The organism is Pseudomonas sp. GGS8, assembly GCF_024168645.1.
GTDB lineage: Bacteria > Pseudomonadota > Gammaproteobacteria > Pseudomonadales > Pseudomonadaceae > Aquipseudomonas.
The window spans coordinates 1,664,625-1,689,592 of record NZ_JALJWF010000001.1; the positions used below are offsets into that span (position 1 = coordinate 1,664,625).

The window sequence follows — 24,968 nt, forward strand, 5'->3', positions numbered from 1 at the left end:
GCGATGGCGTCAGTGCAAACGACATCGACTCAGGAATACTGCACTTCAATTTCATCAAGCTGATGATCAAAGCTTTTCAGCCGTGCGGTCCACGTATACACCAGCACTTCAAAATCCCGATTGATCACCGCCCCGCCGGTCACCTCCCCGCGTGGGTCACAGAAGTCCAGCTGATAGCGTTCGCGGGCCATAGCGGTGGCGACATCGGACAGCTCGCGGGCATTGTTGAGCCAGTGCCAGCCCTCGTCGGCCACTTGCTTGTCCAGCGCCTGGCATTGCTTCTTCAAGGTTTCGAGGCTTTTTTCCAGCGGCGTGCCAGTGAGTTCGCCCATGACCTCCTGAAACGTGCGCCCCGGTTGCCAGTAACTGCCCCAGAAATACCGGTCGAACACCGTTTCTACCCGGCGCAAAGCCACCTTGGTGTCCCAGATCAGCACCAGGGTTTTGCCTTGTTCAAGTTGTCGTTTCTTGATGCGCTGGTTCTGGAGCGAAGCCCAGGCGACCACCACGATGGCCATCACGGCGATCAGTGCCGCCGCGCTGTCGAGGAAGATCAGCGCCTTGTCGATCTGGTGGGCCAGCATGACGCCATAGAAATAGGTGGCCGACAGCAAAACCAATGCCGCAATGGCGCACCAGAAGCCGGGAGCGTAAGGGTTTTTCATTATTAGATCCCCATGACCAACGCAAGCCTTGATCGACGGGTTCACCGCGCGACCCCATCAAATCAAAGCATAGCAACGGCCTCAGGGTTTGCCGGGTTGTGAGCCTTGCGTTCGTCCGCTTTCCCAGCCACCGCCCAAAGCGAGGAACAAATCGATCTGGCTCATGGCAACCTGGGTGTTGGCCGAGGCCAGTTGCGCCCGTACATCGGTGTAGGTGCGGGTGGCTTGCAAGTCCGCCAGGAACGACGCACGACCGGCCTGGAAGAAGCGGTGGGTCTGGTCTGCCGCCAGTTGCGCCGACTGTTCGGCGTCAGCCAACGCTTCGCGACGTTGAAGTTGCGCGGAATATTGCGCCAGGCCGGTCTGAGTCTCGCGGATGGCGTTGAGCACCACGCCATCGAAATGCGCCAGCGCGCCTTGGGTTGCGAACTCGGCCTCACGGATTCGCGCGCGGGAGCCGTTGGACGGTACGGTCCAGGTCAGCAACGGACCGAAGCCCCAGCGATTGGTCGACGGTTTGCCAAGGTTTTCCAGGGTGCCGACCGTACCCACGGTCGCGCCGATGCTGATGTCCGGGTACAACTCGCCGGTGGCAATGCCGATGCCAGCGGTTGCTGCAGCCAATCTGCGCTCGGCCTGGCGCACGTCGGGTCGGCGTTTAAGCAGCGCAGCGCCGTCACCCACCGGCAACAATTGGGCAATTTTCGGCAACTCGGCGCAATCACGGGTACCCGCCGGCAGTTGCTCGACCGGTTTGGCCAGCAGCATCGACAAGCGGAACAACCCGGACTGACGTGCGGCTTCATAACGCGGCAATTCGGCGCGCAAGGATTTGAATTGGGTTTGCGAACGGGTGACCTGGGTTTCATCGCCGCGTCCGGCATCTCGCAAGCGCTGAGTCAACGTGGTGCTCTGGGCTTGCAAGTCGAGGGAGTGCTGCGCGATCTCCCGTTCTTCGTTGGCCGCGCAGACCTGGGTGTAAGCCCGCACCACATCGGCCACCAGCGTAATGCGCGCGGTATCCGCTGCCGCCTGGGTCGCATCGGCATTGGCCTTGGCCGCTTCGATGCCGCGCTGCAAGGTGCCGAACAGGTCGAACTGGTACGAGGTCGTGATGCCGATATCGCCGACGTTGGCCACGGGCACTTTCTCCGGTAGCAAGAACGCTTCGCCGGACTCCTGCAGACGCTGGGCGCCGACCTTCACGCCGCCACTCCAACCGCCCGCCGCCTGCGCTTCGTCGACCTGAGCGCGAGCCCGCGAAAGATTCGCCGCCGCCACCCGCAAATCGGTGTTGGAGGCCATGGCTTGCTGCACCAATTGGTCCAGACGCGGATCCTGATACAGCCGCCACCAATCGGCGGGCACCGGCGCCGAGACGACATGTTTGCCGTTCACCGCCAGGTCGCCCTGAAAGTCTTCACGGTGCACGGCGGCCTCGTCCGGCAAGTGATAATCCGGCCCCACCACCTGACAGGCCGACAGCAACAAGCCCAATCCGGCAACCGCCAAACCCGAGGCCCTGCTCATTTCGCCGGCCCCCCGGTTTGATCGTCAATGATCGATACGGTGGCTGTACGCCCGGCAATCATGCGGAAATCCTCCGGCACCTCATCAAACGCGATTCGCACCGGAATCCGCTGGGCCAGCCGCACCCAACTGAACGCTGGGTTGACGTTGGGCAACAGGTTGCTGCCGCTGCTGCGGTCGCGGTCTTCGATGCCGGCGACGATGCTTTCGACGTGCCCGCGCAGGCGCGCACGGTCGCCGATCACGCGAATATCGACGCTTTGGCCGACATGAATGCCGTCCAGTTTGGTTTCTTCGAAATAACCGTCGATGTGGAAGGAGTTGCTGTCGACCACCGACAACACCGGGTGCCCGGCGCTGACGAACTCCTGGGAGCGCGGCGCCCGGTCGTTGACGTAACCATCCACCGGGCTGCGGATCACTGAGCGGTCAAGGTTGAGCTGGGCGCTGTCCACCGTCACTTGCGCCTCCATCAACGCTACTTCGGCGCGGGCCACCCGGGACTGGCTTTCTTCCAGTTGCTCGGCCGGGACCAGATTGCCCAAGCCACGGTTACGCTTGGCCTCGCGCTGAGCCTGGGCCAGGGTTTCCTGACGGTCGGCGACTGCCGCTTTGGCTTGACGCAGGGCCAGTTTGAAGCGGTCCTGATCGATGCTGAACAGCACCTGGCCGCGTTTCACCCACTGGTTGTCGCGCACGTCCACTTGCTGGATCAGCCCGGAGACGTCCGGGGCAATCTGCACGATGTCGGCACGGATGTGCCCGTCCCGGGTCCAGGGCGCGAACATGTAATACATGACCATGCGCCAGACCACGACAAGGGCGAAGGTCACGATCAACAACGTCAGGACCACACGGCCGAGGGTCAAAAAAGGTTTTTTCATGTCATCAGGTATCGACTGAGTGAGTCCACGGCGCCGAGCAGCACAGCGTAGAGAGCCACGTTGAACAATGCCCGGTGCCAGACCAGACGGTAAAAGTGCAGGCGCGTCAGCGCCCCGTGCACCAACAGGAACAACACATAGGTAATACCCATCAGCACCAGCAGCGTGGGCAGGAACACCCCGCTGATATCCAGATCACCGATCATAAAGGCGCTCCATCGATGCCATGGGGAAGCGGTTCCTCGAGCTCGTCCGTGCCGACAAATTCGACGCCCGGCAACAGCGCCAGACGCAGGCCGCTCAAGGCGTGCAGCAGGTGCAGACGGGTTTCGTCATCACCTTGGCCGCCGAGAGCGCGGCGGGTGCGGTCGAGGGTCATCAGCAACGGACTCGGCGCCGGCAAGCGTTCGCCAGCCTTGAGACAGGCCTTGAAGTACTCGCCGACTTCAGCCACCACCTGGCGCAACAGCGCTTGCGGGGCGCCAGGCACTCGCGGCGAATAGGCGAGCAGGTCCAGCAGATTGAGGGCCACGCGCACTTCGCGCAGGGCGATGCCGGTGTCCTGACCGGTCATGGCCAGTCGCGGCAAATGCTGCATCAGGCGATCGAGCATCTGCACGCCCATGTGCCGGTGCTCGGCCAGCGTGGCCGGCTCGGTCAGGCCGACGATGTCGTGCCAGCTGAAACGGGTCAGGCGCTTGGCCGCCAGTTCCGCCCCGAATGGCCGGGCGATCAGGGTCCAGATGAACGCGAACAGCAACCCCATGGGCCCGGCCAGGTTGGAGTTGGTGAAGCTGAGGAAATCCGCGTCGTAGGCGCCCTGAATGCTGATGAAGGACGAGGTGTTGACGATGGTCAGCAACATCCCCAGGTAAAAACGCGGCTGCACCGTCAAGGTGCCGACGCAGATGAACGGGATGGCAAACGCCAGCACCAGCATCGGGAAGTCATGCAGGTTCGGCAGGATCAGAAACAGATAAAGGCCAGCAAACAGTACCGACATCGCGGTCCAGAAAAAGAATCGGTAGATCTGCGGCGCCGGGTCGTCCATTGACGCAAAGAAACTGCACGCCACCGCCGCCAGGATCACCGCGCTGCCGCCGTCGGTCCAGCCGAGCAGAATCCACAGCACCGAGGCGACGATGATCGCGGTGACCGTAGAAGCTGCCGAATACAGCATCAAACCACGGTCGAGAAACGGTGACAGTCGCCCCAGCCGCCAGTGCCGATACACCGCGCGCCAATTGTCCTGGCTCTCGCACTGAATGGCGTATTGCAGGCTGCGGCAGTCTTGCCACAGATCGATCCACTCGCCGAGGCGATACAGCGCGTTGGAAAACAGCAATTGCTTGCGATCGTCCAACGCCTCGGCACTGGGTTGCAGCGCCTGGAGCCGGTTTTTCAGGGCCTGCCAGCGATCGAGGTCGGCGTCTTTGTGATTGAGCCATTCGCTGGTTGCGGTCAGCAGTGGCGCGAACTTATCCACAAGCTCTGGTGTGCGTCGTTCAAGGGCATAGAGCGCATCGTCGAGGGCGTCGATCACCGGCAACAGGTGGATCATTCGCCCACGCAGCTCCTTGGTATTGCGCACCGTTTGCGCTCGCGCGCCTTCGTGGGGCAACTGACCGATCATCAATTCCAGGCTGTTGAAGTTCGCCACCATCGATGAACGCAGGGCGCTGACTTCCTCCGGCTGCACGTTGCGGCTAAGGAAACGCAGGCTGTAGGTCGAGGCATCGGCAAACCATTTGTTCACCGAATCGTTGAACACCGGCCCCAGCCGCCGTGGCCAGAAAATGGCGCCGACGACTGCCGCGCAGGCGATGCCGAGGAAGATTTCTTCGGTGCGCGCTTCGGCCACGTCCCACACCGCCAACGGATTATTCACCACCGGCAAGGCGATCAGCGGCAAGGTGTAACCGGCGAGCATCAAGGCATAGCTGTTGGCGGTGCGCAGATGCAGGGACAGGAACAGCAAAATCCCGGTCCACAGCGCGATGACCACCACCAGCACATAAGGGCTCTGAACGAACATCGGCACAAACAACACCGCCGCCGCGGCACCGAGCAAGGTACCCGCCGCGCGGTACAACGCTTTGGAGCTGGTAGGGCCGAGGAACGGACTGGAAACGATATACACCGTGGCCATCGCCCAATACGGACGAGGCATTTGCATGAGCATGGCGATGTATAGCGCAATCATCGAGGCTGCGAACGTGCGCACACCGTAGAACCAGTCTCGCGCCGGGGGCACGCCGGTGAAAAAACCGCTCAAGGGTGAATCACCGGCGGATGATTGGCCGCTTCGAAGGCTTTGAGTACCCGCAGTGCCGCTTCCAGATCACTCTGGTCGATCCCGGCGAGCACGTCCTGGCGCAAACGCACCAACTCGGCTTCCACCGACTGCACCAACTCACGACCGGTCGCCGTCAGACTCAGGCATTTGGCGCGCCGGTCATGGCTGTCTTCGGTACGGCAGACGTAACCGGCGTGACACAACTGATCCAGCAGCCGCACCAGCGACGGACTCTCCATCCCCGCCGCCTGCGCGACCGTCACCTGCCGCACACCCTCGCCCAAGCGCCCGATCATCAACAGCGGCACGGCGCAGGCTTCGGAGATTCCATAGTTGACCAGCGTGGTCTGGCAGATCTTGCGCCAATGCCTGGCGGCCACCACCATGGAGCTGCTGATGTTCATCTGGAGAGCGGCGAGGTTCTTTGGCACGAGGGAATGCACACAATGTTAGTTTGCTAACTATCAATATGGCATTGGCGGGGAAAGCTGGTCAAGTTTTGAAACAATTCTCATGCTGGCAAACGAGTTTTCACAGCTCATCCAGTTTGATTGGTTCGCCAGTTTCCTGACTGCGGGCGCATATGAGAGCCGAAAGGTCAAAATCGTCCAGACGGTTCAGAATTGCTTCATAGAGATCTGCCGAAACCAGATACGCCGTGATTCGATTGTTATCCAGCACCGCAATAGGCCCGATTTGTGTATCCCGCATGACAGCATCGGCGTTTTCAGCAAGCTCGGAGATGCTGATCATCCTTTCGGCCAAAACACATTGCATGAATCAGTCTCATCTCGGGTTTTGTCGCCATGGAAGCTACTTCAACCCAGTTGGCAAGGCCCAGAAGAAACCTGTGACGAGGTTTTTCGTCCAGCTTTACACCCCCCGCCCCTTCCTCAGCATTACATCCAGTTGATCCACCACCTCCGCCCAATCCGCGTCATCCAGAATTTCCTCGCGCAGCAACTCCGCCTGGCTCTCGCTCCAGAAGAACGCGTCCGCCAGGTGCAGTTCGGGTTTGAGCGGCGAGTGGGTGGCGATGAATTTATCAATGCTTTCGGCGTCGTCAGGCAGGCCGAGTTGTTTGAACAGGGCCGGGAGGCTGTGGGTGGGGGATTGCATGTCGGGCTCCTTCGTGATGGCTGAATGAGGGTGACCGCGGCGCGGCCATTCGCGGGTAAGCCCGCTCCCACAGGGTTTTCGCAATTCCTGTGGGAGCGAGCTTGCCCGCGATGATGACGGTTACGCCGACAGACTCAACTCGCAGACCTCGGCATGCGGCACCATTTTCAAATATTCCGGTACGCTCATGTGTACCAGGTTGTTGTGGTTGCCGGCTTCGAGGTAGATGTCTTGCTGCCGGGTCAGCATTGGGTCGATGACCATGTCCAGTCCATAGGATTCGCCCAATGCAGGCACGGCGCCACGTTCGCAATCGTCGAACAGGCGCGGCAAGTTGCTTTCCCGGGTGACTTGCCATTCGCTGCTGCCACGGACTTTGCTCAGGTCCAGGTGACGGCTGGCGGGCAGTACGGCCATCAAGAAATGTCCGTGGTGGTCGTCAAGGATCACCGATTTGGCCACCCGTTCGGCAGGAATACCTGCGAGCCGCGCCGTTTCAAGGCTGCTGGCCGAGTGCGGATGGGAAACGATGTCATATTCGCAGTGCGCCTTTTCCAGGCTGTTCTGCACGGTTCTTGCCATACGCATGATGCACCTCGGTGTCCGCACCCACGGATGGCGGACGATGGTTGAAGTTTTTCTCTCCATTAAAAGTCTAGGCCCGCCAGTAGGATCCGGCGGGAAATCCGCCCGTCGGATGCTGTCGATAACTGGTCAAAATTCATACAGCCGCAGGCTCAACTAGACTTGTATACAGAGCCACGAACGGCTCGCGGACGGATGACTCTCCCGGAGGGTCAAGTGAACATTCGTTGCTGTGTAATTGCGCTGCTGCTGGCCCTGAGCGGACGGGTTTTCGCAGCGGACACCCTCGTCGTGCTGGTTCCCGACCCGATCGGGATCTGGCTGATCACCTTTGGCATCGTGTTTATGATCGCCGAGGCGGCCTTGCCCAATTTCGGCGTGGTCGGTTTGGGCGGCATTGTGATGTTCGTGATCGGCGCGGTGATTCTGACCAACGCCGAAGTTCCCATTCCCTTGATCATCGGCCTGGGGCTGATCAGTGGGCTTCTGTTGATTTTCCTGCTGATCCGCGCCTTGAAAACCCGGCCGCGCCGCAACTTCAGCGGCGACGCCGAATTGCTGGGCAGCGTGACGCCGATAACCTCGTTGCAGGCTGGCAATGCTTATGTCGGCTGGGTGCACCTGCAAGGCGAACAATGGCAAGTCATGAGTGCCACACCGCTGAAACCGGGACAACAGGTCCGGGTGGTGGCACGCAAGGGTCTACTGCTGCAAGTGGCCGCGACTGACGCGGTACCGGGTGGAGAATAGTCATGGGTCTGCAATTGGGTTTTGCCGCGCTGCTGTTATTGCTGATTGCACTGGCCGGGTCGACTTTCCGCATTCTGCGCGAATACGAACGCGGCGTGGTGTTCCAGCTCGGACGCTTCTGGCAGGTCAAGGGTCCGGGTCTGATCCTGCTGATTCCGGCGGTTCAACAAATGGTTCGTGTCGACCTGCGGACCGTGGTGCTCGACATACCGCCACAAGACGTGATCACCCGCGACAACGTCTCGGTCAAGGTCAATGCAGTGCTGTATTTCCGCGTGCTCGACCCGCAAAAAGCGATCATTCAGGTCGAAGACTTTCTCATGGCCACCAGCCAACTGGCTCAGACCACGTTGCGGGCGGTGCTCGGTAAACATGAACTCGATGAGTTGCTGGCCGAACGGGAACGACTGAACGTCGACGTCCAGCAAGTGCTCGATGCCCAGACCGATGCCTGGGGTATCAAGGTGGCCACCGTCGAGATCAAGCACGTAGACCTCAACGAATCGATGATTCGCGCCATCGCCAAACAGGCCGAAGCCGAACGGGAACGTCGGGCCAAGGTGATCCACGCCGAAGGCGAATTGCAGGCCTCGGAAAAACTCATGCAGGCTGCCGAAATGCTCGGGCGCCAGCCGGGAGCCATGCAGCTGCGCTACATGCAGACGCTGAGTTCGATTGCCGGGGACAAGAGTTCGACCATCGTCTTCCCGCTGCCGATCGAATTGCTCAAGGGGATGGCGGATTTGTCGTCAAAATCCTGATACACCGATAACCTGTGGCGAGGGAGCTTGCTCCCGCTGGGTCGCGAAACGGCCCCAACATCTGCGACTGCTACGCAGCCGAGCGGGAGCAAGCTCCCTCGCCACAACAAGATTATATTTTGCGCAATTGTTCCAACGCCTCATACGGTTCCCGCGCCCAGCGTTCCACCCGCTCACGAAGCAGCGTTGAGGCTTCGCGATGCTTGCCTTCGCTGTCGTCGACAAACACCTGCGACGGCTGCTTGGCATGCTGCCCCGCCGCCGCAAACACCTGCGACGGCTGCTTGGCATGCTGCCCCGCCGCCGCAAACACCTGCCTGCGCTGCTCGAAGTCCAAAGCAAAGAGCGCTGCCAACCGCCCCGCCATGGCCTGCGGCAGTTCACTGTAATTCACCGCCCAGCCGCCAAATGCCTGGCATTGCGCCAACCCCGACACCAGCAACCGCGCCAACCGCCGAGCGATGTAATCCTCACGGCTGCTGAATGGAAATTCGTCATCCAGCACACTGGCGCCGATCATCCCCGGCACCATGTGCACGCCCGGGCGACGCAGATGCGAGACAGCAATTTCCAACGGGTCACGATAAAGAAACAGCCACGGCGTTTCAGGGAAGCATTCACGCAGCAACGGCAGTTCACCGATGTTCCAGGCGTCGAGTTTGATCACCAGCCGTTGCTCCACGCCGCGCCGGCATTGCCCGTAGGCCGACAGTAATCCTTTGATCGCGGCACGGCGCTCGACGGTGGGTAGATCGCTACGCAGAAACGCATCCAGCGGCGGTGGTTCGCTGATGACAATATGATTGTCGAGTTGCGCCAGCATCTGGCTGATCAGGGTCGAGCCACAGCGGGAGGCGTGAAAGATAAAGGCGCTCGGCGGTAGACTTGGGCTGCAAGCCTGCCAGTCAGCGAGGGTCGACAATGCCGTCGTTCGGCGAAACGCCTGATTGAACGGCAGCCGCAGCGCATCCTCCACGGCGTCACGAAAAAACGGCTGGTGCAGCCGCGCGTCACCGAACCAGCACCAGTCGACTTGCCATTGCCCGGCGTCTTGCCACACGCGAATCGGCAACCAGCCTTCGAGGTTCAGGCGCTCCATTGTTCAGTCCACTGGCGGCGACCGTCGCGCATCGCCGCGCGCAGTTCTTCACGGGTAAACGCAAGGTCACGCTCGGCGGCCAACTCCAGGGTGCGGGCGATAAAGGCTTCGTTGTCCTGCAATCCCTGCAAGGTCTTGCACAATTGCGGATCGCTGACCAGCAGCGCCTTGAACTGCGCAAAAGCGTTATGACCGATGTCGGGCGACGGCGTGGTTGCCACCCCGTCGATAATCGCCTGCTCCAGCCAGGCACCGGGCCGGCAATCAAGCACCAGATGAACCCGTGCCCGGGTATCGCGATTGTCCACGCGATGCGGCCTCGCCAGGTCGAGATACCAGCATTCGCCAGCGGTCATCGGCATGCGCTGGCCGTCCAGCATGAAGTCCACTTGAGGTGGGCTGAGCAGCGGAATGTGCAGACGCAAGTCCGCTCCCGGTTCGCCCAGGTCATAGTCGCGATGCTCGTGGATACGCCCGCCAGGGCCAAGTCGCAACAGGCGCGCGCAGACGATCTCCAGCGGCAGATCCCGCAGCCCTTGCTGCCATCTGACATCCCGTCGCCAGGGTTCGCGCCATTGCGGCTCACCGCGGCCGGGTGCCAGTTCCGTCAAGGCATCGGCTGCGGAAATCAGCGCCACGCCGCTCCAGTCGCCCGTGTAATAAGCGCTGTTGAAATGACCGTGCCAGTCGCCCTCACCAATCGCCGCCAGCGCCTGCAACAGCAACGGCAAATCTACCGTTACCGGCAACCGTGAGAATGCCGGCCGGCTCATCGTTTTGGCAGCACCGCGCATTCACCGAGCCAGGTCAGTAAGCGGTCGAGACAGGCCTCCACCGACAGCGCGCCCGTGTCGAGCACCAACGACGCGCATGGTGGTGGTTCGTAAGGCGCGGAGACGCCGGTAAACCCCGCCAACTCACCCCGTCGAGCCCGGGCGTAATGACCTTTGGGATCACGCTGCTCACATACCGCCAAAGAAGCGCTGCACCAGACTTCGCGATAATCCTCGCCCAACCGTCCGGCGAACAATTCACGCAGTTCCACTAGGGGAGCGATCATCGCGAGGATGACGATCTGCCCGTTCTCGACCAACAGCGCCGCGAGTTCGCTGGCGCGGCGGATGTTTTCCAGACGATCGCCGTCGGTAAACCCCAGATCACGATTGAGCCCGACCCGCAGTCCGTCTCCATCGAGCACCACACTGTGCACGCCGTGCTCAAACAGTTCGGCGTGCAGTGCCTGGGCCAATGTCGACTTGCCCGCAGCCGGTAAACCGGTCAGCAGAATCGCCGCGCCACGATGGCCGTTGCGGGCCTCCCGTTGGGCGCGGCTGATGCTCGCCGTCGGCGCCAGCAGATTACCGGACCGGGTCATGAGCCACCGGCACTGAGATGTTGCCCGCCGCCCACGCCTCTTCGCGATTGGCCAGTGCCGTGGCGATAGACTGGACTTCGGTTGATTGCACCTCGTCCGGCAGCGGATCGAGACCGGCGCTGGCGAAGATTTGCCCGTAAGCGTTGCGCAGGTCCGCGTAGGACAGGTCGCGACGCAGATCCGCCTGCAACGTGTTCAACTCGCCCTGGATCAGATCCAGTTCGCCCAACCCTGCCGCCTGATATCGGTTGCGCAGTTGACCGACGATTTGCCCATCGATGTTCGACAGTTGCTGATTGGTCTGGAACTGCCGCAACGCTTCGCGGTAGTTGGCGTTGGCCACATAGAGCTGGGCCAGCACTGCGATGGACATCGCCTGACGACGTGCCGTGGCGACTTCTTCGCCGGCCTTGGCGACGTCGATCGCGGCGGGTGCGGAGATCACATTGAACAGGTTCCAGGTGACCTTCACCCCGTAATCCGCCCAGCCCTGCTCCACCAAAAACGAGTTGCTGTCGTAATGCCCGCCAGCGGAGAACTCCAGCCCTGGTAACAGGCGCAGCATGGCTTTGCGGGTTTCGGCGGCGCTGATGCGGGTCTGGTAATCCTGCTCTCGCAGCTCCGGCCGACTGGTCAAAGCTTCCTGTTCCAGGCTGGCGAGGTCGACCTTGAGTTCCGGAATGACATAATCGTCCTGGGTCGCCAGTGTCAGCTCGGTGTTCAGCGGCAGGTTGATCAGGGTCGCCAGCTCGGTTTTCGCCAGCGACAGCGCACGGCGTTGCTCTTCCAGTTGCCGGGTGGCTTCGATCAGCGAGCGTTGATAAGCCAACGACTGAATCGGATCGCCGATGCGCTGCTGGCTCATGCTCTGGCTATTCTCACGGGCGGTGTCGACTCGGGCCATGAGGCTGTCGATCTGCTTGAGCAAGCGTTCGGCAGCCACGGCTCGCCAATAGGCCGAGCGCACGTCCTGAACGATGGTGTTGATCACCTTGCGCCGCCGCTCCTGCACGATCAGCCGCTGATCGCCCTGCTGCTTGGCGCTGATGTAGCTGACGCCGAAGTCGAGCACGTTCCAGACCATGGTCAGGTCCGCCACGTCACGGTCGCGGTCCTGGGAGGTCGACGGCTCCAGGGACTGGGTGCCGGTGCGCACGCTCCGGCTGCTGGAGGCGTTGACGTTGTTGCGCCCCACGTAACCGGCATCCAGCGCCATGCGCGGCAGCATGTCGAAACTGGCGAGGTCAAATTGGCGCTTGGCCAGGGCTTCTTCCATGATCTTGAGCCGGCCTTCGAGGTTGTATTTCACCGCGCGGGCCATGGCCTGGTGCAGGGTCAGCGGGCCGCTAAGGGGCTCCTGACCCTTGTACATGTTTTGCAGATCGCTTTTGGCGCGCTGTTGGCTGACGCTGCGTTCGATCGGTTGACTGGTGACTGCACATCCGCTGATCGCCAGCGCCAGCAGGCTGGCGCCGAACAACTTATGACTTCTTTTCATCCTTGTATTGCCCCCGGTGCCGCACTGCTTTTAATGGTTCTTTCAGGCCTGCATTTCACTGATGCCGACCTGTTGCAAAGCCGCGGCCAGGCTGTCGACCTGCCGTTGCTCGGTGTCTTTGAGCTGTTGTAATTGCTGGCCAAGACTCGGTGCGCCAAACACGCCGCGCAGCCCTTGGGAAGCATCCCCCGCTTTGATTGACTGATTACCAAAGGTGTTCAGCGAATCCCCCTCGCTACTGGTGGCCTGATTGAACAGGCTCGACAGCGTGCTGCTGCCGAAGACCCCGCCATCGCCCCCGCCAAAGCCGAGGAAGCCGTGGCCTGAGCCATCGCCACCGTTGTTACTGCTGCTGAATACCTGGGCGATAAAGCTTGGCGCCAACGCCCCGTGGTTCATGAAGATGTCACCCAGAGGGCGAATGCCATTGCCGATCACCCGTTGTTCAAACAGCGGGGCAAAGGTCAGCGGCGAGCCTAGATCGCCAGTGGGTGGGGTGAAGATGATCGGTTGCAATGGCACGTTCGGTGGATCGGCCACGACCACCGGTGTCAACACCAAGGGGGGTGGCGTCGGTACGGTGTCGATTGTGTAGTTATTGGATACCGCGACGCTGGCGCCCAGGTTGCCCGCCAGGTCCGTCACATTGCTGGTGTCCAGCGCAATGAAATTACTTGGGTCGGTGATGTTCGCGGTGGGCGTGAAGGTGCCGGTCCAGGTCTTGCCGCCATCGCTGCTGGCCAGATTGGTCAGTTCACCGTTGGTCACGCTCAGGTCCGACAAGTCGAAGTTGCTGACCGCTTCGCTGAACGTGAAGGTCACCAGTGTCGTCTGGCCAATTCCCAGCACCGGATTGGCAACCACGATGCTGACGGTCGGGCGGGTCGCATCGAGCGCATAGTTGTTGGAGATGGCGATGCTGGCGCCGGCATTGCCCGCGGCGTCGAGCACATTGCCGGTGTCGAGCAGGATCAGGTTGGTCGCATCGTTGATGCTTGCGGTCGGCGTAAGTGTGGCGGTCCAGGTCACTCCGCCGTCGCTGCTGGCCAGGTTGGACAACACGCCATTGGCCACGCTGAGGTCGGACAGGTCGAAACCGGACACCGCTTCGCTGAAGGTAAAGGTCACCGTGGTGGTCTCGCCGATACCCAGTTTATTGTCCGCGACCACAATGGTCGCGGTCGGACGCACGGTGTCGATGGCGTAGTTGTTGGAGTCAGTCACACCGACGCCGCTGTTGCCCGACACGTTGGTCACACCGCTGTTGTCCAGGCGGATCAGGTTAGTGGTGTCCGTGACGCTGGCGGCAGGCGTGAACGTCGCCGTCCAGGTCACGCCGCCATCGCTGGACGACACGCTGCTAAGGGTGCCGTTGGCAACGGTAAGGTCAGCGTTGCTGAAACCGCTGACCGCCTCAGAGAAGGTGATGGTGACCAACGAGGTTTCACCGACTTTGAGGGCGTTATCGGCGACCACGATGGTGGCGGTCGGCACCTGGGTTTCCACCACATAGTTGGCCGAGTTGGTGGTGCCCGACCCGGTATTGCCGGCCACGTCGGTCACACCGGTATTGTTCAGAGTGATGAGGTTGCTGGCGTCGGTAATCCCGGCAGTCGGGGTGAAGGTTGCGGTCCAGGTGATGCCACCGTCGCTGCTGCTCACCGCGCTCAAGGTACCGTTGGCAACGCTCAAATCACTGTTGTCGAAACCCGTCACCGCTTCGCTGAAGGTGATGGTCACCAGGGCGGTTTCCCCCGGTTTCAGGGTCGAATCACTCAACACGATGGTCGCCGTCGGACGCTGGCTGTCGATGGCGTAGTTGTTGGAATCAGTGGTGCCGCCGCCGGCGTTGCCCGCCAGGTCGCTGATCCCGGTGTTGTCCAGGGTGATCAGATTGGTGGTGTCGTTGATGCCCGCCGAAGGCGTGAAGGTCGCCGTCCAGGTGATGCCGCCATCGCTGCTGCTCACCGCGCTCAGCGTACCGTTGGCGATGGTCAGGTCGGCGTTGGTGAAACCGCTCACCGCTTCGCTGAAGGTGATGGTCACCAGCGAGGTTTCGCCGATTTGCAGCGCCGTGTCCGCGACCACGATGGTGGCCGTCGGGCGCACGGTGTCGATGGCGTAGTTGTTGGAATCGGTGGTGCCGTTACCCACGTTACCGGAGGCGGCCGCCTGCACGCCGGTGTTGTCCAGTGTGATCCGGTTGGTCGCGTCGGTGATGCTGGCGGTCGGGGTGAACGTGGCCGTCCAGGTGATGCCGCCATCGCTGCTGCTCACTGCCGTGAGCGTACCGTTGGCGATGGTCAGGTCGGCATTGGTGAAACCGGTCACCGCTTCACTGAAGGTAATGGTCACCAGCGACGTTTCACCGATTTTCAGCGCGTTGTCGGCCACCACGATGGTGGCCGTTGGCGGCACCGTATCGATGGTGTAGTTGCCCGAGTTGGTGGTGCCACTGCCGGTGTTGCCGGCCACATCGGTCACACCGGTATTGTTCAGGGTGATGACGTTGCTCGTGTCATTCACGCCGGCGGTTGGGGTGAAGGTCGCGGTCCAGGTGATGCCGCCATCGCTGCTGCTCACCGCCGTGAGCGTACCGTTGGCGATGGTCAGGTCGGCATTGGTGAAACCGGTCACCGCCTCGGAGAAGGTGATCGTCACCAACGATGTTTCTCCGGCACTCAGGGCGGCGTCCGCCAGGACGATGGTGGCCGTCGGGCGTTGGCTGTCGACAGCGTAGTTGTTGGAGTCGGTGGTGCCACTGCCGGTGTTGCCTGCCCCATCGGTCACTCCGGTGTTGTCCAGGGTAATCAGGTTGGTCGCATCGGTGATGCTCGCTGCCGGTGTCAGGTTGGCGGTGTAGGTGATGTTATCGCTGGTGCTCAGACTGCTCAGGGTACCGTTGCTCACCGTCAGGTCGGCGAGGCTGAAGCCCGTCACCGCCTCGGAGAAGGTGATGGTCACCACTGATGTCTGACCCACCGCCAGCGCCGAGTCCGCGACCACGATGGTGGCCGTCGGGCGCACGGTATCGATGGCGTAGTTGTTGGAATCGGTGGTGCCGCTGCCGGCATTGCCCGAGCCATTTTGCACCCCGCTATTATCCAGGGTGATGACGTTGGTGGTGTCGGTAATGGCGTTGGTCGGGGTGAACGTGGCCGTCCAGGTGATGCCGCCGTCGCTGCTGCTGACGGAGGTCAAGGTGCCGTTGGCAATGGTCAGGTCGGCATTGGTGAAACCGCTCACTGCTTCACTGAACGTAATGGTCACCAGCGACGTTTCACCGATTCTCAGCGCATTGTCGGCCACCACGATGGTGGCCGTCGGCAGCACCGTATCGATGGTGTAGTTGCCGGAGTTAGTGGTGCCGCTGCCGGTGTTGCCGGCCACATCGGTCACACCCGTGTTGTTCAGGGTGATGACGTTGCTCGAGTCACTCACGCCAACGGTCGGGGTGAAGGTCGCGGTCCAGGTGATGCCGCCGTCGCTGCTGCTCACCGCCGTAAGTGTACCGTTGGCGATGCTCAGGTCGGCGTTGGTGAAACCGCTCACCGCTTCGCTGAAGGTAATGGTCACCAGCGAGGTTTCGCCGGCACTCAGGGTAGCGTCTGCCAGGACGATGGACGCGGTGGGTCGGACCGTGTCGATGGCGTAGTTATTGGAATCGGTGGTGCCGCTGCCGGCGTTGCCCGCCAAATCGCTGATCCCGGTATTGTCCAGGGTGATCAGGTTGGTGGTGTCGTTGATGCTGGCGTTCGGGGTGAAGGTCGCCGTCCAGGTGATGCCGCCGTCGCTGCTGCTCACCGCACTCAACGTGCCGTTGGCGATGGTCAGGTCCGCATTGGTGAAACCGCTCACCGCTTCGCTGAAGGTGATGGTCACCAGCGAGGTTTCGCCGATTTTCAGCGCTGTGTCCGCGACCACGATAGTGGCCGTCGGGCGCACGGTGTCGATCGCATAGTTGTTGGAATCGGTGGTGCCGCTGCCCACGTTACCGCTGGCGACGGCCTGCACGCCGGTGTTGTCCAGGGTAATCAAGTTGGTCGCGTCGGTGGTGCTGGCGGTCGGGGTGAACGTCGCCGTCCAGGTGATGCCGCCGTCACCGCTGCTCACCGCGGAGAGCGTACCGTTGGCAATCGTCAGGTCAGCGTTGGTGAAGCCGGTTACGGCCTGATCGAAGGTGATGGTCACCAGTGACGTTTCGCCGATTTTCAGTGCGTTGTCGGCTACCACGATGGTCGCGGTCGGCGGGGCGGTGTCGATCACGTAGTTGTTCGAGTTGGTGGTGCCGCTGCCGGTGTTGCCCGCCAGATCACTGACCCCGGTGTTGTTCAGGGTGATCAGGTTGGTAGTGTCGTTGATGCCCGCCGAAGGCGTGAAGGTCGCCGTCCAGGTGATGCCGCCATCGCTGCTGCTCACCGCACTCAGCGTGCCATTGGCGATCGTCAGGTCGGCGTTGGTGAAACCGCTCACCGCTTCGCTGAAGGTAATGGTCACCAGCGAGGTTTCGCCCGCGGTCAGCGTCGTATCGGCCAGCACAATCGCGGCGGTCGGGCGTACGGTGTCGATGGCGTAGTTGTTGGAGTCGGTGGTGCCGCTACCAGCGTTACCCGACAGATCGCTGACCCCGGTGTTGTCCAGGGTGATCAGATTGGTGGTGTCGTTGATGCTGGCGCTCGGGGTGAAGGTCGCCGTCCAGGTGATGCCGCCGTCGCTGCTGCTCACCGCCGTGAGTGTCCCGTTGGCGATGGTCAGGTCCGCATTGGTGAAACCGCTCACCGCTTCGCTGAAGGTAATGGTCACCAGCGAGGTTTCGCCGATTTTCAGCGCCGTGTCCGCGACCACGATAGTGGCCGTCGGGCGCACGGTGTCGATCGCATAGTTGTTGGAATCGGTCGTGCCGCTGCCGGCATTGCCGACAGCATCGATGACCCCGGTGTTGTCCAGGGTGATCAGGTTGGTCGTGTCGGTGATGCTGGCGGTCGGGGTGAAGGTCGCGGTCCAGGTAATGCCGCCGTCACTGCTGCTCACCGCCGTGAGTGTACCGTTAGCGATGGTCAGGTCGGCATTGGTGAACCCGCTCACCGCCTCGGAGAAGGTGATGGTCACCAGTGAGGTTTCGCCGATTTTCAGCGCATTGTCTGCCACCACGATGGTCGCGGTTGGACGGAGCGTATCGATCGCATAGTTGTTCGAATCGGTGGTGCCGCTGCCGGCGTTACCCGCGAGATCGCTGACCCCGGTGTTGTTCAGGGTAATCAGGTTGGTCGTGTCATTGACGCTTGCCGAAGGCGTGAAGGTCGCGGTCCAGGTGATGCCGCCATCGCTGCTGCTCACTGCGGTAAGTGTACCGTTGGCAATCGTCAGGTCGGCGTTGGTGAAACCGCTGACTGCTTCACTGAACGTAATGGTCACCACCGAGGTTTCACCAATGCTCAGGCTGGTATCGGCCACCACCAGGGTCGCGGTCGGGCGCACGGTATCGATGGCGTAGTTGTTCGAATCAGTGGTGCCGCTCCCGGCGTTGCCCGCCGAGTCGCTGACCCCGGTGTTATCCAGAGTGATCAGGTTGGTCGTATCGGTGATGCTGGCGGTCGGGGTGAAGGTCCCCGTCCAGGTGATGCCGCCATCGCTACTGCTCACCGCCGTGAGCGTACCGTTGGCAATCGTCAGGTCCGCGTTGGTGAGACCGGTGACCGCTTCATTGAAGGTGATGGTCACCAGCGAGGTTTCGCCGACTTTCAGCGCATTGTCCGCCACCACGATGGTCGCGGTCGGGCGTACGGTGTCGACCGTGTAGTTATTGGAGTTGGTGGTGCCGACGCCGGCGGTGCCCAGCCCGTTTATCACCCCGGTGTTATCCAGGGTAATGACGTTGGTCGTATCGGAAATACTGGCGGACGGGGTGAACGTTGCCGTCCAGGTGATGCCGCCATCGCTGCTGCTGACGGCGCTGAGGGTGCCGTTGGGGATAGTCAGGTCCGCGTTGGTGAAACCGGTCACGGCCTCGGAAAAGGTGATCGTCACCAAGGACGTTTCGCCGATGCTCAGTGTGGTATCAGCGACCACAATGGTCGCGGTCGGCGGTGGCGAATACGCGGTGTTGAGTACACCGCCGTCGTTGTAGATGGTCGAGAAGGAGGTCGGCGAAGTGCCGGTTGTACCTCCGCCCAACGCGGCACCACCGGCACCACTGCCCGCGGCATTACCGGCCAGGGCCGCAAAGTTGGCGGCGGTGATCAGCAGCGTGCCTTTGTTCCAGATCGCCCCGACGCCCCGGCCACCCACGCCGCCATTGCTGGCATTGCTGCCGTAGCCGCCACCGCCACCACCGCCACCACCGGCGCCGATGTTGTTGCTGATGGTCGACGTGCCGATGACGGTTATGGTGCCGCTGCTGGCGTTGTAGATCCCGCCCACTGCGTTGCCGCCGGCGCCACCCACCTTGTCCCAGCCGGCCCCGCCGCCGCCACCGCCAATGGAAATCGTGCCATTGGTGGCCGTCGCACCGTTACCGCCGTTGCTGTAATAGGAAACGCCCACCCCGCCAGCACCGCCAGTGGTGGTACCGCCGCGACCGCCCATGTGGATGGCGTCATAACCGCCGCCATAACCACCGACACCGCCGCTGCCCGCCTGGCCGCCCAATGTGCCGGTGCCCGGCCCTGCCGAACCGCCGTGCCCGCCGCCCTGGCCGCCCAAACCGCCACCGCCACCGCCGCCACCGCCGTAAAAAGCGCCCGTGACACCGCCGCCGCCACCACCACCGGAAGCGGCGTTGGAGGTCACGGTAACGTTTTTCAGGGTCAGATTCCCTGCGTTGAAAATCCCCCCGGCCATTGCGCCCGTGGCGCCGTAGCCACCGTTGCCACCGTTGCCCGACACCAGGCCACGGGTGATCACCAGGCCATCGAGCGTCACGGTACTGCCAGACGCCACTTCAACCACTCGGGTCTTGTACTGACCATCAAGAGTCACATCCGCCGCACCGTCGTTGTTCAAGTCGCCATCAACGTAGACGTTCTTGTTGATCAGCAATTCGGAGGTCAACTGCACCGTCATGCCGGTGCTGAAGGTGACGATATCGCCGTTCTGCGCCGAAGCGAGGGCGGCACGCAGCGAGCCGACGCCAGTGTTGGCGTTGTTGGTGGCGGTCCAGGTGGCCAGGCCCCACTGATACTCGCTCATGGCCGTGGTCGAGAGCACGTTGGCGCTTTCGATGTTGCCGGTGGCAATTTCCAGATTCCAGTCGCCACCGACCCCGGTGCGGTTGCTGGAAGCGGCGATATCACGGCCGGTCAGTTGCGCCAGCGAGTCGACGAAACTCAAGCCGCGCTCGCCTTCGGCGGTGTAGCAGCCGTAGATCAAGATATCGCCGCCGACGTTCATGTCCTTGCCGATTTCCGCCAGCACGGCGCTGCGGGCCGCGACGTTATCGGCCGACAGATAACTATTACCCAGCCACAGATCACCGGCGTTGCCGTGGGCGATGATCTGTACTGAACTGATGCCCTGATGGGTATCGAGGTAGTCGGCAATCTGCTGCAAGCCGTCCTTGCCCGCGTCCAACTGGACCACCTGAGTGCCGGGTGCGACGCCTTTAAGCAGACTGTCGGCGTCCTTGACCCGCGAATCGACGAACACCACGCTCTGCCCCGGTACCGCAACAGGGGTCGGTGTTGGCGTGGCATCGGCCTGGCCGTGGGTGTCCTTGCTGGCGACCGGATGATCGGCAGTCGGTGCCTTGACCGCGTCGGCCGTGGTATGGCTGTCAACCTGGGCAGTATCGGCAACCGTGGCGGCCACCGCGCCGTCGAACAGCATGCGCGGCTCCAGGGACATAATCATTGGCGAGGCCAGCGCTCGTGCGCCTTGAGTAACCCGCGACTTGCCTTTGCTCCACCACATGCTGCTCACCCGGACTCGAACTTTTTGACAGATCAATGAAAACGCCGCGATCAACTGATCGCAGCGTCGGCTTTCATACGAATGACATTGGCGGCGCTGGCTGAGCCATCGAGCCAAAAGGACAACTCGGCGTACTGCTGGAACAAGTCCGGCGGCAGGATCGTGCGCCGGGACTGCAATTGGACCTTGGCCTTCACCTTGTGCAGCCCCGAGAGGCCAAGGGCCTGGTCGAATTCCGGTGCGTCGTAGGCCAAATGGTTGAAGTCATGTTCGAACCAGGGCTCGCCGATGAAGTCGTAGACCAGCCGCATCACCCGCTCGGGCGCCTGGCTCAGCAGGTCGTAATCGATGATCAGCAACGAGTCGGCGTGTTCGCCGTAATAGGCTTCCTTGAGGGCGGCCCAGGAAAACCCTACCAGCCGATTGCGCTGGGCCAGGGTTTCGCAGCGGCTGTAGACTGTATTGCGTTCGACTGCGTCGCCGAACAGCTTGGTGTTCTCGAAAGGATTGGCGCGGTACAGGCGCTCAAGGCTGTCCATGACCCAGGCGACATTGCGCACGCAGGCAATGATTTTGGCTTGAGGGAACAGATCGCTGATTGCCGGCAGGCGCGAACTCCACAAGCGGTTGGTGTCGAACACCACCGGTTTGTCGGCCTTGTCGGCGTAGAAAGAATCGAACAGGCCGCGCAACAGGCGGCGACGCAGGTCGGTGTTGATCACCGCGCCGAATTCGCTGCCTGCGCTGCATTGTTCCAGAACACCGGAAAAGAGTGCGCCCACAGGGCTGGTCATGCCGGCATGAAAACGCGGATTCTGCAAAAGAATCGCAGAAAGCAGGGTCGAGCCCGAGCGCGGCAAACCGGAGATAAAGTGGAATTGCTGCAATCCATTCACCCGTCATTCAGTCCTTTGTACGACGGAGCGTAGACCATGAATGGCCTTACGACTAGTGGTGCTTTGATATCAATTCGGAGCTAAATCGACTGAAAAACACCCTCTATATAACGACCTGAAAGATGAATCGTTTAAGCCTTGCCTCACCGGATTACTTCAGCACATACAAACGCGCCTCGGCGCCTCCCGCCCGGGCTTCGCTGACGCGCTCCCAGCCCGCAGGCAAGGGGGCGAACTCGTCCGGCCCCTCGATGCTACCGACCAGCCATACTCGACCCGTGCCTTTGGGCAAAGCGCCGAGGCTATCCAGATAGATGTCCTTGGTCACCAGCGTACCGAAACCGTAGGCATTCGGCCGGCTCGACCTGCCATCGGTCAACGGCGGCGTGTACAGCAGCGGTTTGGTGCCTGTCCGGTTGTAATAGACGTAACTCAGGTACCAGAGCATGTCGCTGGTGACGATTCGGTCGCCGGGCATGAAGTGCTGGTTCACGTAGCTGACCATGACGCTGATCTGATCGTCGGTATCCACCGTGGCATTGTTCTTCAGCCCCACCAGTTCGACGCCGGCAAACAGCAGCAGTACGGCCAGCGCCAATACCTTGAAGTCTGTGTACAAGCGATCGACGGCCAGCGCGACAACCATCGGCAGGCCCAAGGCATAAGCGGTCAGGTAACGCTCAATGAACACCGGTGAGATGAACGACACCGCAAACACCAGTAATAACGGAAGCGCGGTGTAGATCACCGCCAGCGCACTGCCACGGAACACACTGCGATCGCGGTCCAACGCCACGCCCGCCAGCGCCGCCAATGCCAGTGGCAGCGTGATAAAAATCAGCGTGGGCAGGTTCTCGCCATCGTCCTGGATCAGGAGCGACCAGATCATCGACGGCAATGAGCCGATCGTGACGGGGGGCTCCCACCCCACATCGCCATTGGCCTTGAGCAGATCCATGTGCTGGATCAGATCGATCAGGCTGGGCACCCACGGCAGATACAACAGCACAATGGCCATATTGGCCATCCACCAGCCCGAGCGCTGAATGTGCCGCAGTCGATAGCCTGGCTGGACACGAATCAGGCCCAGATACAACCAGTGACACACCACGCACAGCGCGGTGAAGTAATGGGTGTAGAACGCCGCTGTCATCAGCAGGGTGTAAATCACCAGATAGCGCGTGCGTTGCGGCCGCTTTATCCAACACATCAAGGCGATCGTGGCCCCGATCAGCCACAACCCCAGCAGCGAATACATCCGCACTTCCTGGCTGTAACGCACCGCCGTGGGCAACAGCGCCAGCAGAACCCCGGCCAGCAACGCGGCGCGGCGGGTCGCGAGCAGGTCCACCAGCCAGACGCCAAGCCCGACCGTGACAATCCCTGGCAGCGCGCTGAGGCTGCGAATCGAAAAAATGCCGTCGCCGAACAGTTCGATCCAGCCGTGCAGCAGCATGAAATACAGTGGCGGATGCACATCATGGGCCGCGTGCTCCCAGATCCCGGCCAGGGAATACTGGCTCAGTAACAGGCTGGAACCTTCATCGCCCCAGATCGCCGCCGCCGTCAGGTCGTAAAACCGCACCAGTGCGGCCAATGCCAGGATCGGCAGCAGCCAGTGCTCCCGCGCCCATCGAAGCAAGCGACGGGCAGCCGCCCACGAGCCCGGCATCGCGTGCGGATCCTGCGTATCGCCCAACGGTGTTTCTCTACGCGCCTCCATTGCCTCCCCTTGTTTTGACCCAGTGAATGATGACCCAGTGAATACGGAAATTTCCCGAGCACTGTAGGACAGCCGCAGGCCCGCCGTCGATGATGACTTTGCGACGGACGACGTCCGGCAATCATTGCGATCAGAGTCTACGCTTTGGCGTGGCGTGACCCAGCCACGGAGATGAATGGAGTCGGCTGATCACTGCGAACTGCCCGGATAACCGGGCCTGCAACGTGACGCATCAGACACTAACCTGAGGGATGAGGAACTATGGAAGTATTCATGGGCACTATCCAACCTTTCGCCTTTAACTTCGCCCCCAACGGCTGGGCCCTGTGCTATGGCCAGACGCTGGGGATCTCACAATACCAAGCGCTTTTCTCACTGCTGGGAACCTACTATGGAGGCAATGGCACCACCAATTTCATGCTGCCCAACCTGCAGGGCCGTATGCCGATAGCCCAGGGCAACGGCCTGGGCCTGACCCCGCGCGTCATCGGCGAAGTCTCCGGGACCGAGAACGTCACCGCGACCATCACCAACCTGCCCAACCATACCCACGCCCTGTCCGGGCTCACGGCCACCACCACCCTGCAACTGGCCAGCCCGGCGAGCAACCCGGTCACCAACCCGACCGCGACCAACTCGTACATCGGCGCCTCGGGCGGCGGGCCCGGCTCGGCGAGCATTTACTCCGATCAGCAAGGTGCCGCGGCCGTGCCGCTCAAGGGCGTAACCAGCACGGTGACGGGGGAAATCTCGTCCACCGGCAACGGTTTGCCCATGGAAGTGATGAACCCGTTCCTGGTGCTCAACTTCAGCATCGCCCTGAACGGATTGTTCCCTTCGCGTAACTGAGGGTCTGGCCGGGGGATGTACATCCCCCGGCCACTTTGCTTGATGGAGGGATGCCATGCTGCAACAGGTTCAAAGCCAACACTTTCAGGCACTGCTGGGCAAGACCGGGACGCTGCGGCTGCCCGATGGCAGTGAATTGCCGATCCATATCGACACCCTGAAAGAAACACCCCATTCACAGATGCCCAAAAGCGAGCGCATGCCGTTCAGCGTCGAGCTCAACAGCCTGCAACCCACTGACTTTGTCGATGGCTTGTGTGCGCTGGAGTTACCGGAATTGGGCCAGGTGGAAAATATTTTTGTCTCGCGAGTGCCGACCATGGGGCGGGATCCGCAACTGGGCTACTTTTACATCGCGTTCAACTGAGAACTTTGTGGGAGCGGGTTTGTGGTGAGGGGACTTGTCGGACCGCCGCACCGCCCCGTTGGGCCGCGCAGCGGACCCAGGATCGGCGAGCGCTGCGCACTCGAACGGGGGCAAGCCCCCTCGCCACACAAGCCCGCTCCCACAGTTTTTTGTATTGCTCTTAACCCTGCGGGTACCACACCAACCGCTCCGCCGCCGGGTTGCGCTCTTCAACCTGAAACCCCAGCGCCAGGTAATGCTGGCGCGCATGGAGATTGTTGGCCCAGACCACCGTCGCCACCGGGCAGCGAATTTGTTGCGCGGCTTTTTGCACGCCTTGCAGCACCGTCCGCCCGTAACCCCGGCCTCTGGCCTGGGGGATGAACGCCAGGTACAACACGCGAATTTCATTGGGGCCGAAGTCGGTGGTCAGCGCGCCGATGGCCGTGTCGAGTTTCTCGATCACGTAATGCATGGCGTCGGGAAAATTCTCCCCCAGCCCTTGTTCCTGCACATTGAATTGCTGAGCAACCAGATGCTCAACCACTTCCTGCTCGCCGTCGATCCATTGCAGATCCGGCCGCGCCGCCTGGTAAAGGCTGTGCAGAAAAGGTCCATCGCTGGTGCGCGAAGGCCTGACCACCAGGCCGTCCGCTGCCACTGAATCGCTGTTCGCCATCGCTG

21 protein-coding genes are annotated in these 24,968 nt (G+C 61.7%); 4 read left to right on the plus strand and 17 right to left on the minus strand.

The window, feature by feature from the left end:
• Positions 1–29: 29 nt before the first annotated feature.
• From J3D54_RS07335 to J3D54_RS07375, 9 genes are all read right to left on the minus strand, one after another.
• Positions 30–665: an NADH:ubiquinone oxidoreductase subunit N gene (locus tag J3D54_RS07335; RefSeq protein WP_253417318.1), complete on the minus strand. Its 636-nt coding sequence runs from the start codon at positions 663–665 to the stop codon at positions 30–32.
• 81 nt (positions 666–746) lie between these two features.
• On the minus strand, positions 747–2,195 hold the full coding sequence (locus J3D54_RS07340; RefSeq protein ID WP_253417319.1) for an efflux transporter outer membrane subunit: 1,449 nt from the start codon (positions 2,193–2,195) through the stop codon (positions 747–749).
• A complete protein-coding gene (locus J3D54_RS07345; RefSeq protein ID WP_253417320.1) occupies positions 2,192–3,079 on the minus strand; it encodes an HlyD family secretion protein in 888 nt (295 codons plus the stop codon). Before J3D54_RS07345 ends, J3D54_RS07340 begins: the two co-directional genes overlap by 4 nt.
• Entirely contained in the window at positions 3,076–3,285 is a 210-nt protein-coding gene (locus tag J3D54_RS07350) for a DUF1656 domain-containing protein (protein WP_253417321.1), read from the minus strand. The genes J3D54_RS07345 and J3D54_RS07350 overlap by 4 nt, the downstream gene beginning before the upstream one ends.
• Positions 3,282–5,354, minus strand: coding sequence for an FUSC family protein (locus tag J3D54_RS07355; RefSeq protein ID WP_253417322.1), 2,073 nt, complete (start codon positions 5,352–5,354; stop codon positions 3,282–3,284). Before J3D54_RS07355 ends, J3D54_RS07350 begins: the two co-directional genes overlap by 4 nt.
• Positions 5,351–5,779 carry a MarR family winged helix-turn-helix transcriptional regulator gene (locus J3D54_RS07360; RefSeq protein WP_253417323.1) on the minus strand — a complete coding sequence of 143 codons (429 nt, stop codon included), beginning with the start codon at positions 5,777–5,779 and terminating at the stop codon, positions 5,351–5,353. Before J3D54_RS07360 ends, J3D54_RS07355 begins: the two co-directional genes overlap by 4 nt.
• 127 nt (positions 5,780–5,906) lie before the next feature.
• Entirely contained in the window at positions 5,907–6,152 is a 246-nt protein-coding gene (locus tag J3D54_RS07365) for a type II toxin-antitoxin system Phd/YefM family antitoxin (protein ID WP_253417324.1), read from the minus strand.
• A 96-nt stretch (positions 6,153–6,248) separates the two neighbouring features.
• A complete protein-coding gene (locus tag J3D54_RS07370; protein WP_253417325.1) occupies positions 6,249–6,494 on the minus strand; it encodes a DUF2789 domain-containing protein in 246 nt (81 codons plus the stop codon).
• 120 nt (positions 6,495–6,614) lie between these two features.
• Positions 6,615–7,082: an aminoacyl-tRNA deacylase gene (locus tag J3D54_RS07375; protein WP_253417326.1), complete on the minus strand. Its 468-nt coding sequence runs from the start codon at positions 7,080–7,082 to the stop codon at positions 6,615–6,617.
• 213 nt (positions 7,083–7,295) lie between these two features.
• Between J3D54_RS07375 and J3D54_RS07380 the strand changes: the two genes are divergently transcribed.
• Both J3D54_RS07380 and J3D54_RS07385 read left to right on the plus strand, forming a co-directional pair.
• The gene (locus J3D54_RS07380; RefSeq protein ID WP_253417327.1) at positions 7,296–7,829 is read left to right on the plus strand and encodes an NfeD family protein; all 534 of its coding nucleotides are present in this window, start codon (positions 7,296–7,298) and stop codon (positions 7,827–7,829) included.
• A gap of 2 nt (positions 7,830–7,831) precedes the next feature.
• Positions 7,832–8,590, plus strand: coding sequence for a slipin family protein (locus tag J3D54_RS07385; RefSeq protein WP_111454005.1), 759 nt, complete (start codon positions 7,832–7,834; stop codon positions 8,588–8,590).
• Positions 8,591–8,702: 112 nt separating this feature from the next.
• On the opposite strand, the gene J3D54_RS07390 is transcribed toward J3D54_RS07385, so the two are convergent.
• From J3D54_RS07390 to J3D54_RS07420, 7 genes are all read right to left on the minus strand, one after another.
• Entirely contained in the window at positions 8,703–9,689 is a 987-nt protein-coding gene (locus J3D54_RS07390; protein WP_253417328.1) for a sulfotransferase family protein, read from the minus strand.
• Positions 9,677–10,462 (minus strand): aspartyl/asparaginyl beta-hydroxylase domain-containing protein, encoded by a 786-nt coding sequence (locus tag J3D54_RS07395; RefSeq protein ID WP_253417329.1) that lies wholly within the window; start codon positions 10,460–10,462, stop codon positions 9,677–9,679. The genes J3D54_RS07390 and J3D54_RS07395 overlap by 13 nt, the downstream gene beginning before the upstream one ends.
• Positions 10,459–11,064 carry an adenylyl-sulfate kinase gene (gene cysC / locus J3D54_RS07400; RefSeq protein ID WP_253417330.1) on the minus strand — a complete coding sequence of 202 codons (606 nt, stop codon included), beginning with the start codon at positions 11,062–11,064 and terminating at the stop codon, positions 10,459–10,461. Before cysC ends, J3D54_RS07395 begins: the two co-directional genes overlap by 4 nt.
• Positions 11,048–12,562, minus strand: a complete 1,515-nt coding sequence (locus tag J3D54_RS07405; RefSeq protein ID WP_253417331.1) for a TolC family protein — start codon at positions 12,560–12,562, stop codon at positions 11,048–11,050. The genes cysC and J3D54_RS07405 overlap by 17 nt, the downstream gene beginning before the upstream one ends.
• Before the next feature lie 42 nt (positions 12,563–12,604).
• Positions 12,605–20,470: an Ig-like domain-containing protein gene (locus tag J3D54_RS07410; protein WP_253417332.1), complete on the minus strand. Its 7,866-nt coding sequence runs from the start codon at positions 20,468–20,470 to the stop codon at positions 12,605–12,607.
• Positions 20,471–20,520: 50 nt separating this feature from the next.
• Complete coding sequence (locus tag J3D54_RS07415) at positions 20,521–21,366, minus strand: sulfotransferase (protein WP_253417333.1); 846 nt, start codon at positions 21,364–21,366, stop codon at positions 20,521–20,523.
• Between the two features lie 151 nt (positions 21,367–21,517).
• On the minus strand, positions 21,518–23,089 hold the full coding sequence (locus J3D54_RS07420; protein ID WP_253417334.1) for a glycosyltransferase family 39 protein: 1,572 nt from the start codon (positions 23,087–23,089) through the stop codon (positions 21,518–21,520).
• A 261-nt stretch (positions 23,090–23,350) separates the two neighbouring features.
• Between J3D54_RS07420 and J3D54_RS07425 the strand changes: the two genes are divergently transcribed.
• Together J3D54_RS07425 and J3D54_RS07430 are read left to right on the plus strand one after the other, a co-directional pair.
• Positions 23,351–23,938, plus strand: coding sequence for a phage tail protein (locus J3D54_RS07425; protein ID WP_253417335.1), 588 nt, complete (start codon positions 23,351–23,353; stop codon positions 23,936–23,938).
• A 55-nt stretch (positions 23,939–23,993) separates the two neighbouring features.
• Positions 23,994–24,305: a hypothetical protein gene (locus J3D54_RS07430; RefSeq protein ID WP_253417336.1), complete on the plus strand. Its 312-nt coding sequence runs from the start codon at positions 23,994–23,996 to the stop codon at positions 24,303–24,305.
• 160 nt (positions 24,306–24,465) lie between these two features.
• Here J3D54_RS07430 and J3D54_RS07435 read toward each other — a convergent pair whose 3' ends face one another.
• Entirely contained in the window at positions 24,466–24,963 is a 498-nt protein-coding gene (locus J3D54_RS07435) for a GNAT family N-acetyltransferase (RefSeq protein ID WP_253417337.1), read from the minus strand.
• Positions 24,964–24,968 lie beyond the last annotated feature (5 nt).

Bases quoted from the DNA above. Each gene is read 5' to 3' on its own strand.
- J3D54_RS07435 (WP_253417337.1), bottom strand. From the start codon at position 24,963: ATGGCGAACAGCGATTCAGTGGCAGCGGACGGCCTGGTGGTCAGGCCT.
- J3D54_RS07340 (WP_253417319.1), bottom strand. From the start codon at position 2,195: ATGAGCAGGGCCTCGGGTTTGGCGGTTGCCGGATTGGGCTTGTTGCTG.
- J3D54_RS07370 (WP_253417325.1), bottom strand. From the start codon at position 6,494: ATGCAATCCCCCACCCACAGCCTCCCGGCCCTGTTCAAACAACTCGGC.
- J3D54_RS07425 (WP_253417335.1), top strand. From the start codon at position 23,351: ATGGAAGTATTCATGGGCACTATCCAACCTTTCGCCTTTAACTTCGCC.
- J3D54_RS07385 (WP_111454005.1), top strand. From the start codon at position 7,832: ATGGGTCTGCAATTGGGTTTTGCCGCGCTGCTGTTATTGCTGATTGCA.
- J3D54_RS07395 (WP_253417329.1), bottom strand. From the start codon at position 10,462: ATGAGCCGGCCGGCATTCTCACGGTTGCCGGTAACGGTAGATTTGCCG.
- J3D54_RS07335 (WP_253417318.1), bottom strand. From the start codon at position 665: ATGAAAAACCCTTACGCTCCCGGCTTCTGGTGCGCCATTGCGGCATTG.
- cysC (WP_253417330.1), bottom strand. From the start codon at position 11,064: ATGACCCGGTCCGGTAATCTGCTGGCGCCGACGGCGAGCATCAGCCGC.
- J3D54_RS07350 (WP_253417321.1), bottom strand. From the start codon at position 3,285: ATGATCGGTGATCTGGATATCAGCGGGGTGTTCCTGCCCACGCTGCTG.
- J3D54_RS07390 (WP_253417328.1), bottom strand. From the start codon at position 9,689: ATGGAGCGCCTGAACCTCGAAGGCTGGTTGCCGATTCGCGTGTGGCAA.
- J3D54_RS07410 (WP_253417332.1), bottom strand. From the start codon at position 20,470: ATGTGGTGGAGCAAAGGCAAGTCGCGGGTTACTCAAGGCGCACGAGCG.
- J3D54_RS07430 (WP_253417336.1), top strand. From the start codon at position 23,994: ATGCTGCAACAGGTTCAAAGCCAACACTTTCAGGCACTGCTGGGCAAG.
- J3D54_RS07405 (WP_253417331.1), bottom strand. From the start codon at position 12,562: ATGAAAAGAAGTCATAAGTTGTTCGGCGCCAGCCTGCTGGCGCTGGCG.
- J3D54_RS07375 (WP_253417326.1), bottom strand. From the start codon at position 7,082: ATGCGTATGGCAAGAACCGTGCAGAACAGCCTGGAAAAGGCGCACTGC.
- J3D54_RS07365 (WP_253417324.1), bottom strand. From the start codon at position 6,152: ATGCAATGTGTTTTGGCCGAAAGGATGATCAGCATCTCCGAGCTTGCT.
- J3D54_RS07345 (WP_253417320.1), bottom strand. From the start codon at position 3,079: ATGAAAAAACCTTTTTTGACCCTCGGCCGTGTGGTCCTGACGTTGTTG.
- J3D54_RS07360 (WP_253417323.1), bottom strand. From the start codon at position 5,779: ATGAACATCAGCAGCTCCATGGTGGTGGCCGCCAGGCATTGGCGCAAG.
- J3D54_RS07420 (WP_253417334.1), bottom strand. From the start codon at position 23,089: ATGGAGGCGCGTAGAGAAACACCGTTGGGCGATACGCAGGATCCGCAC.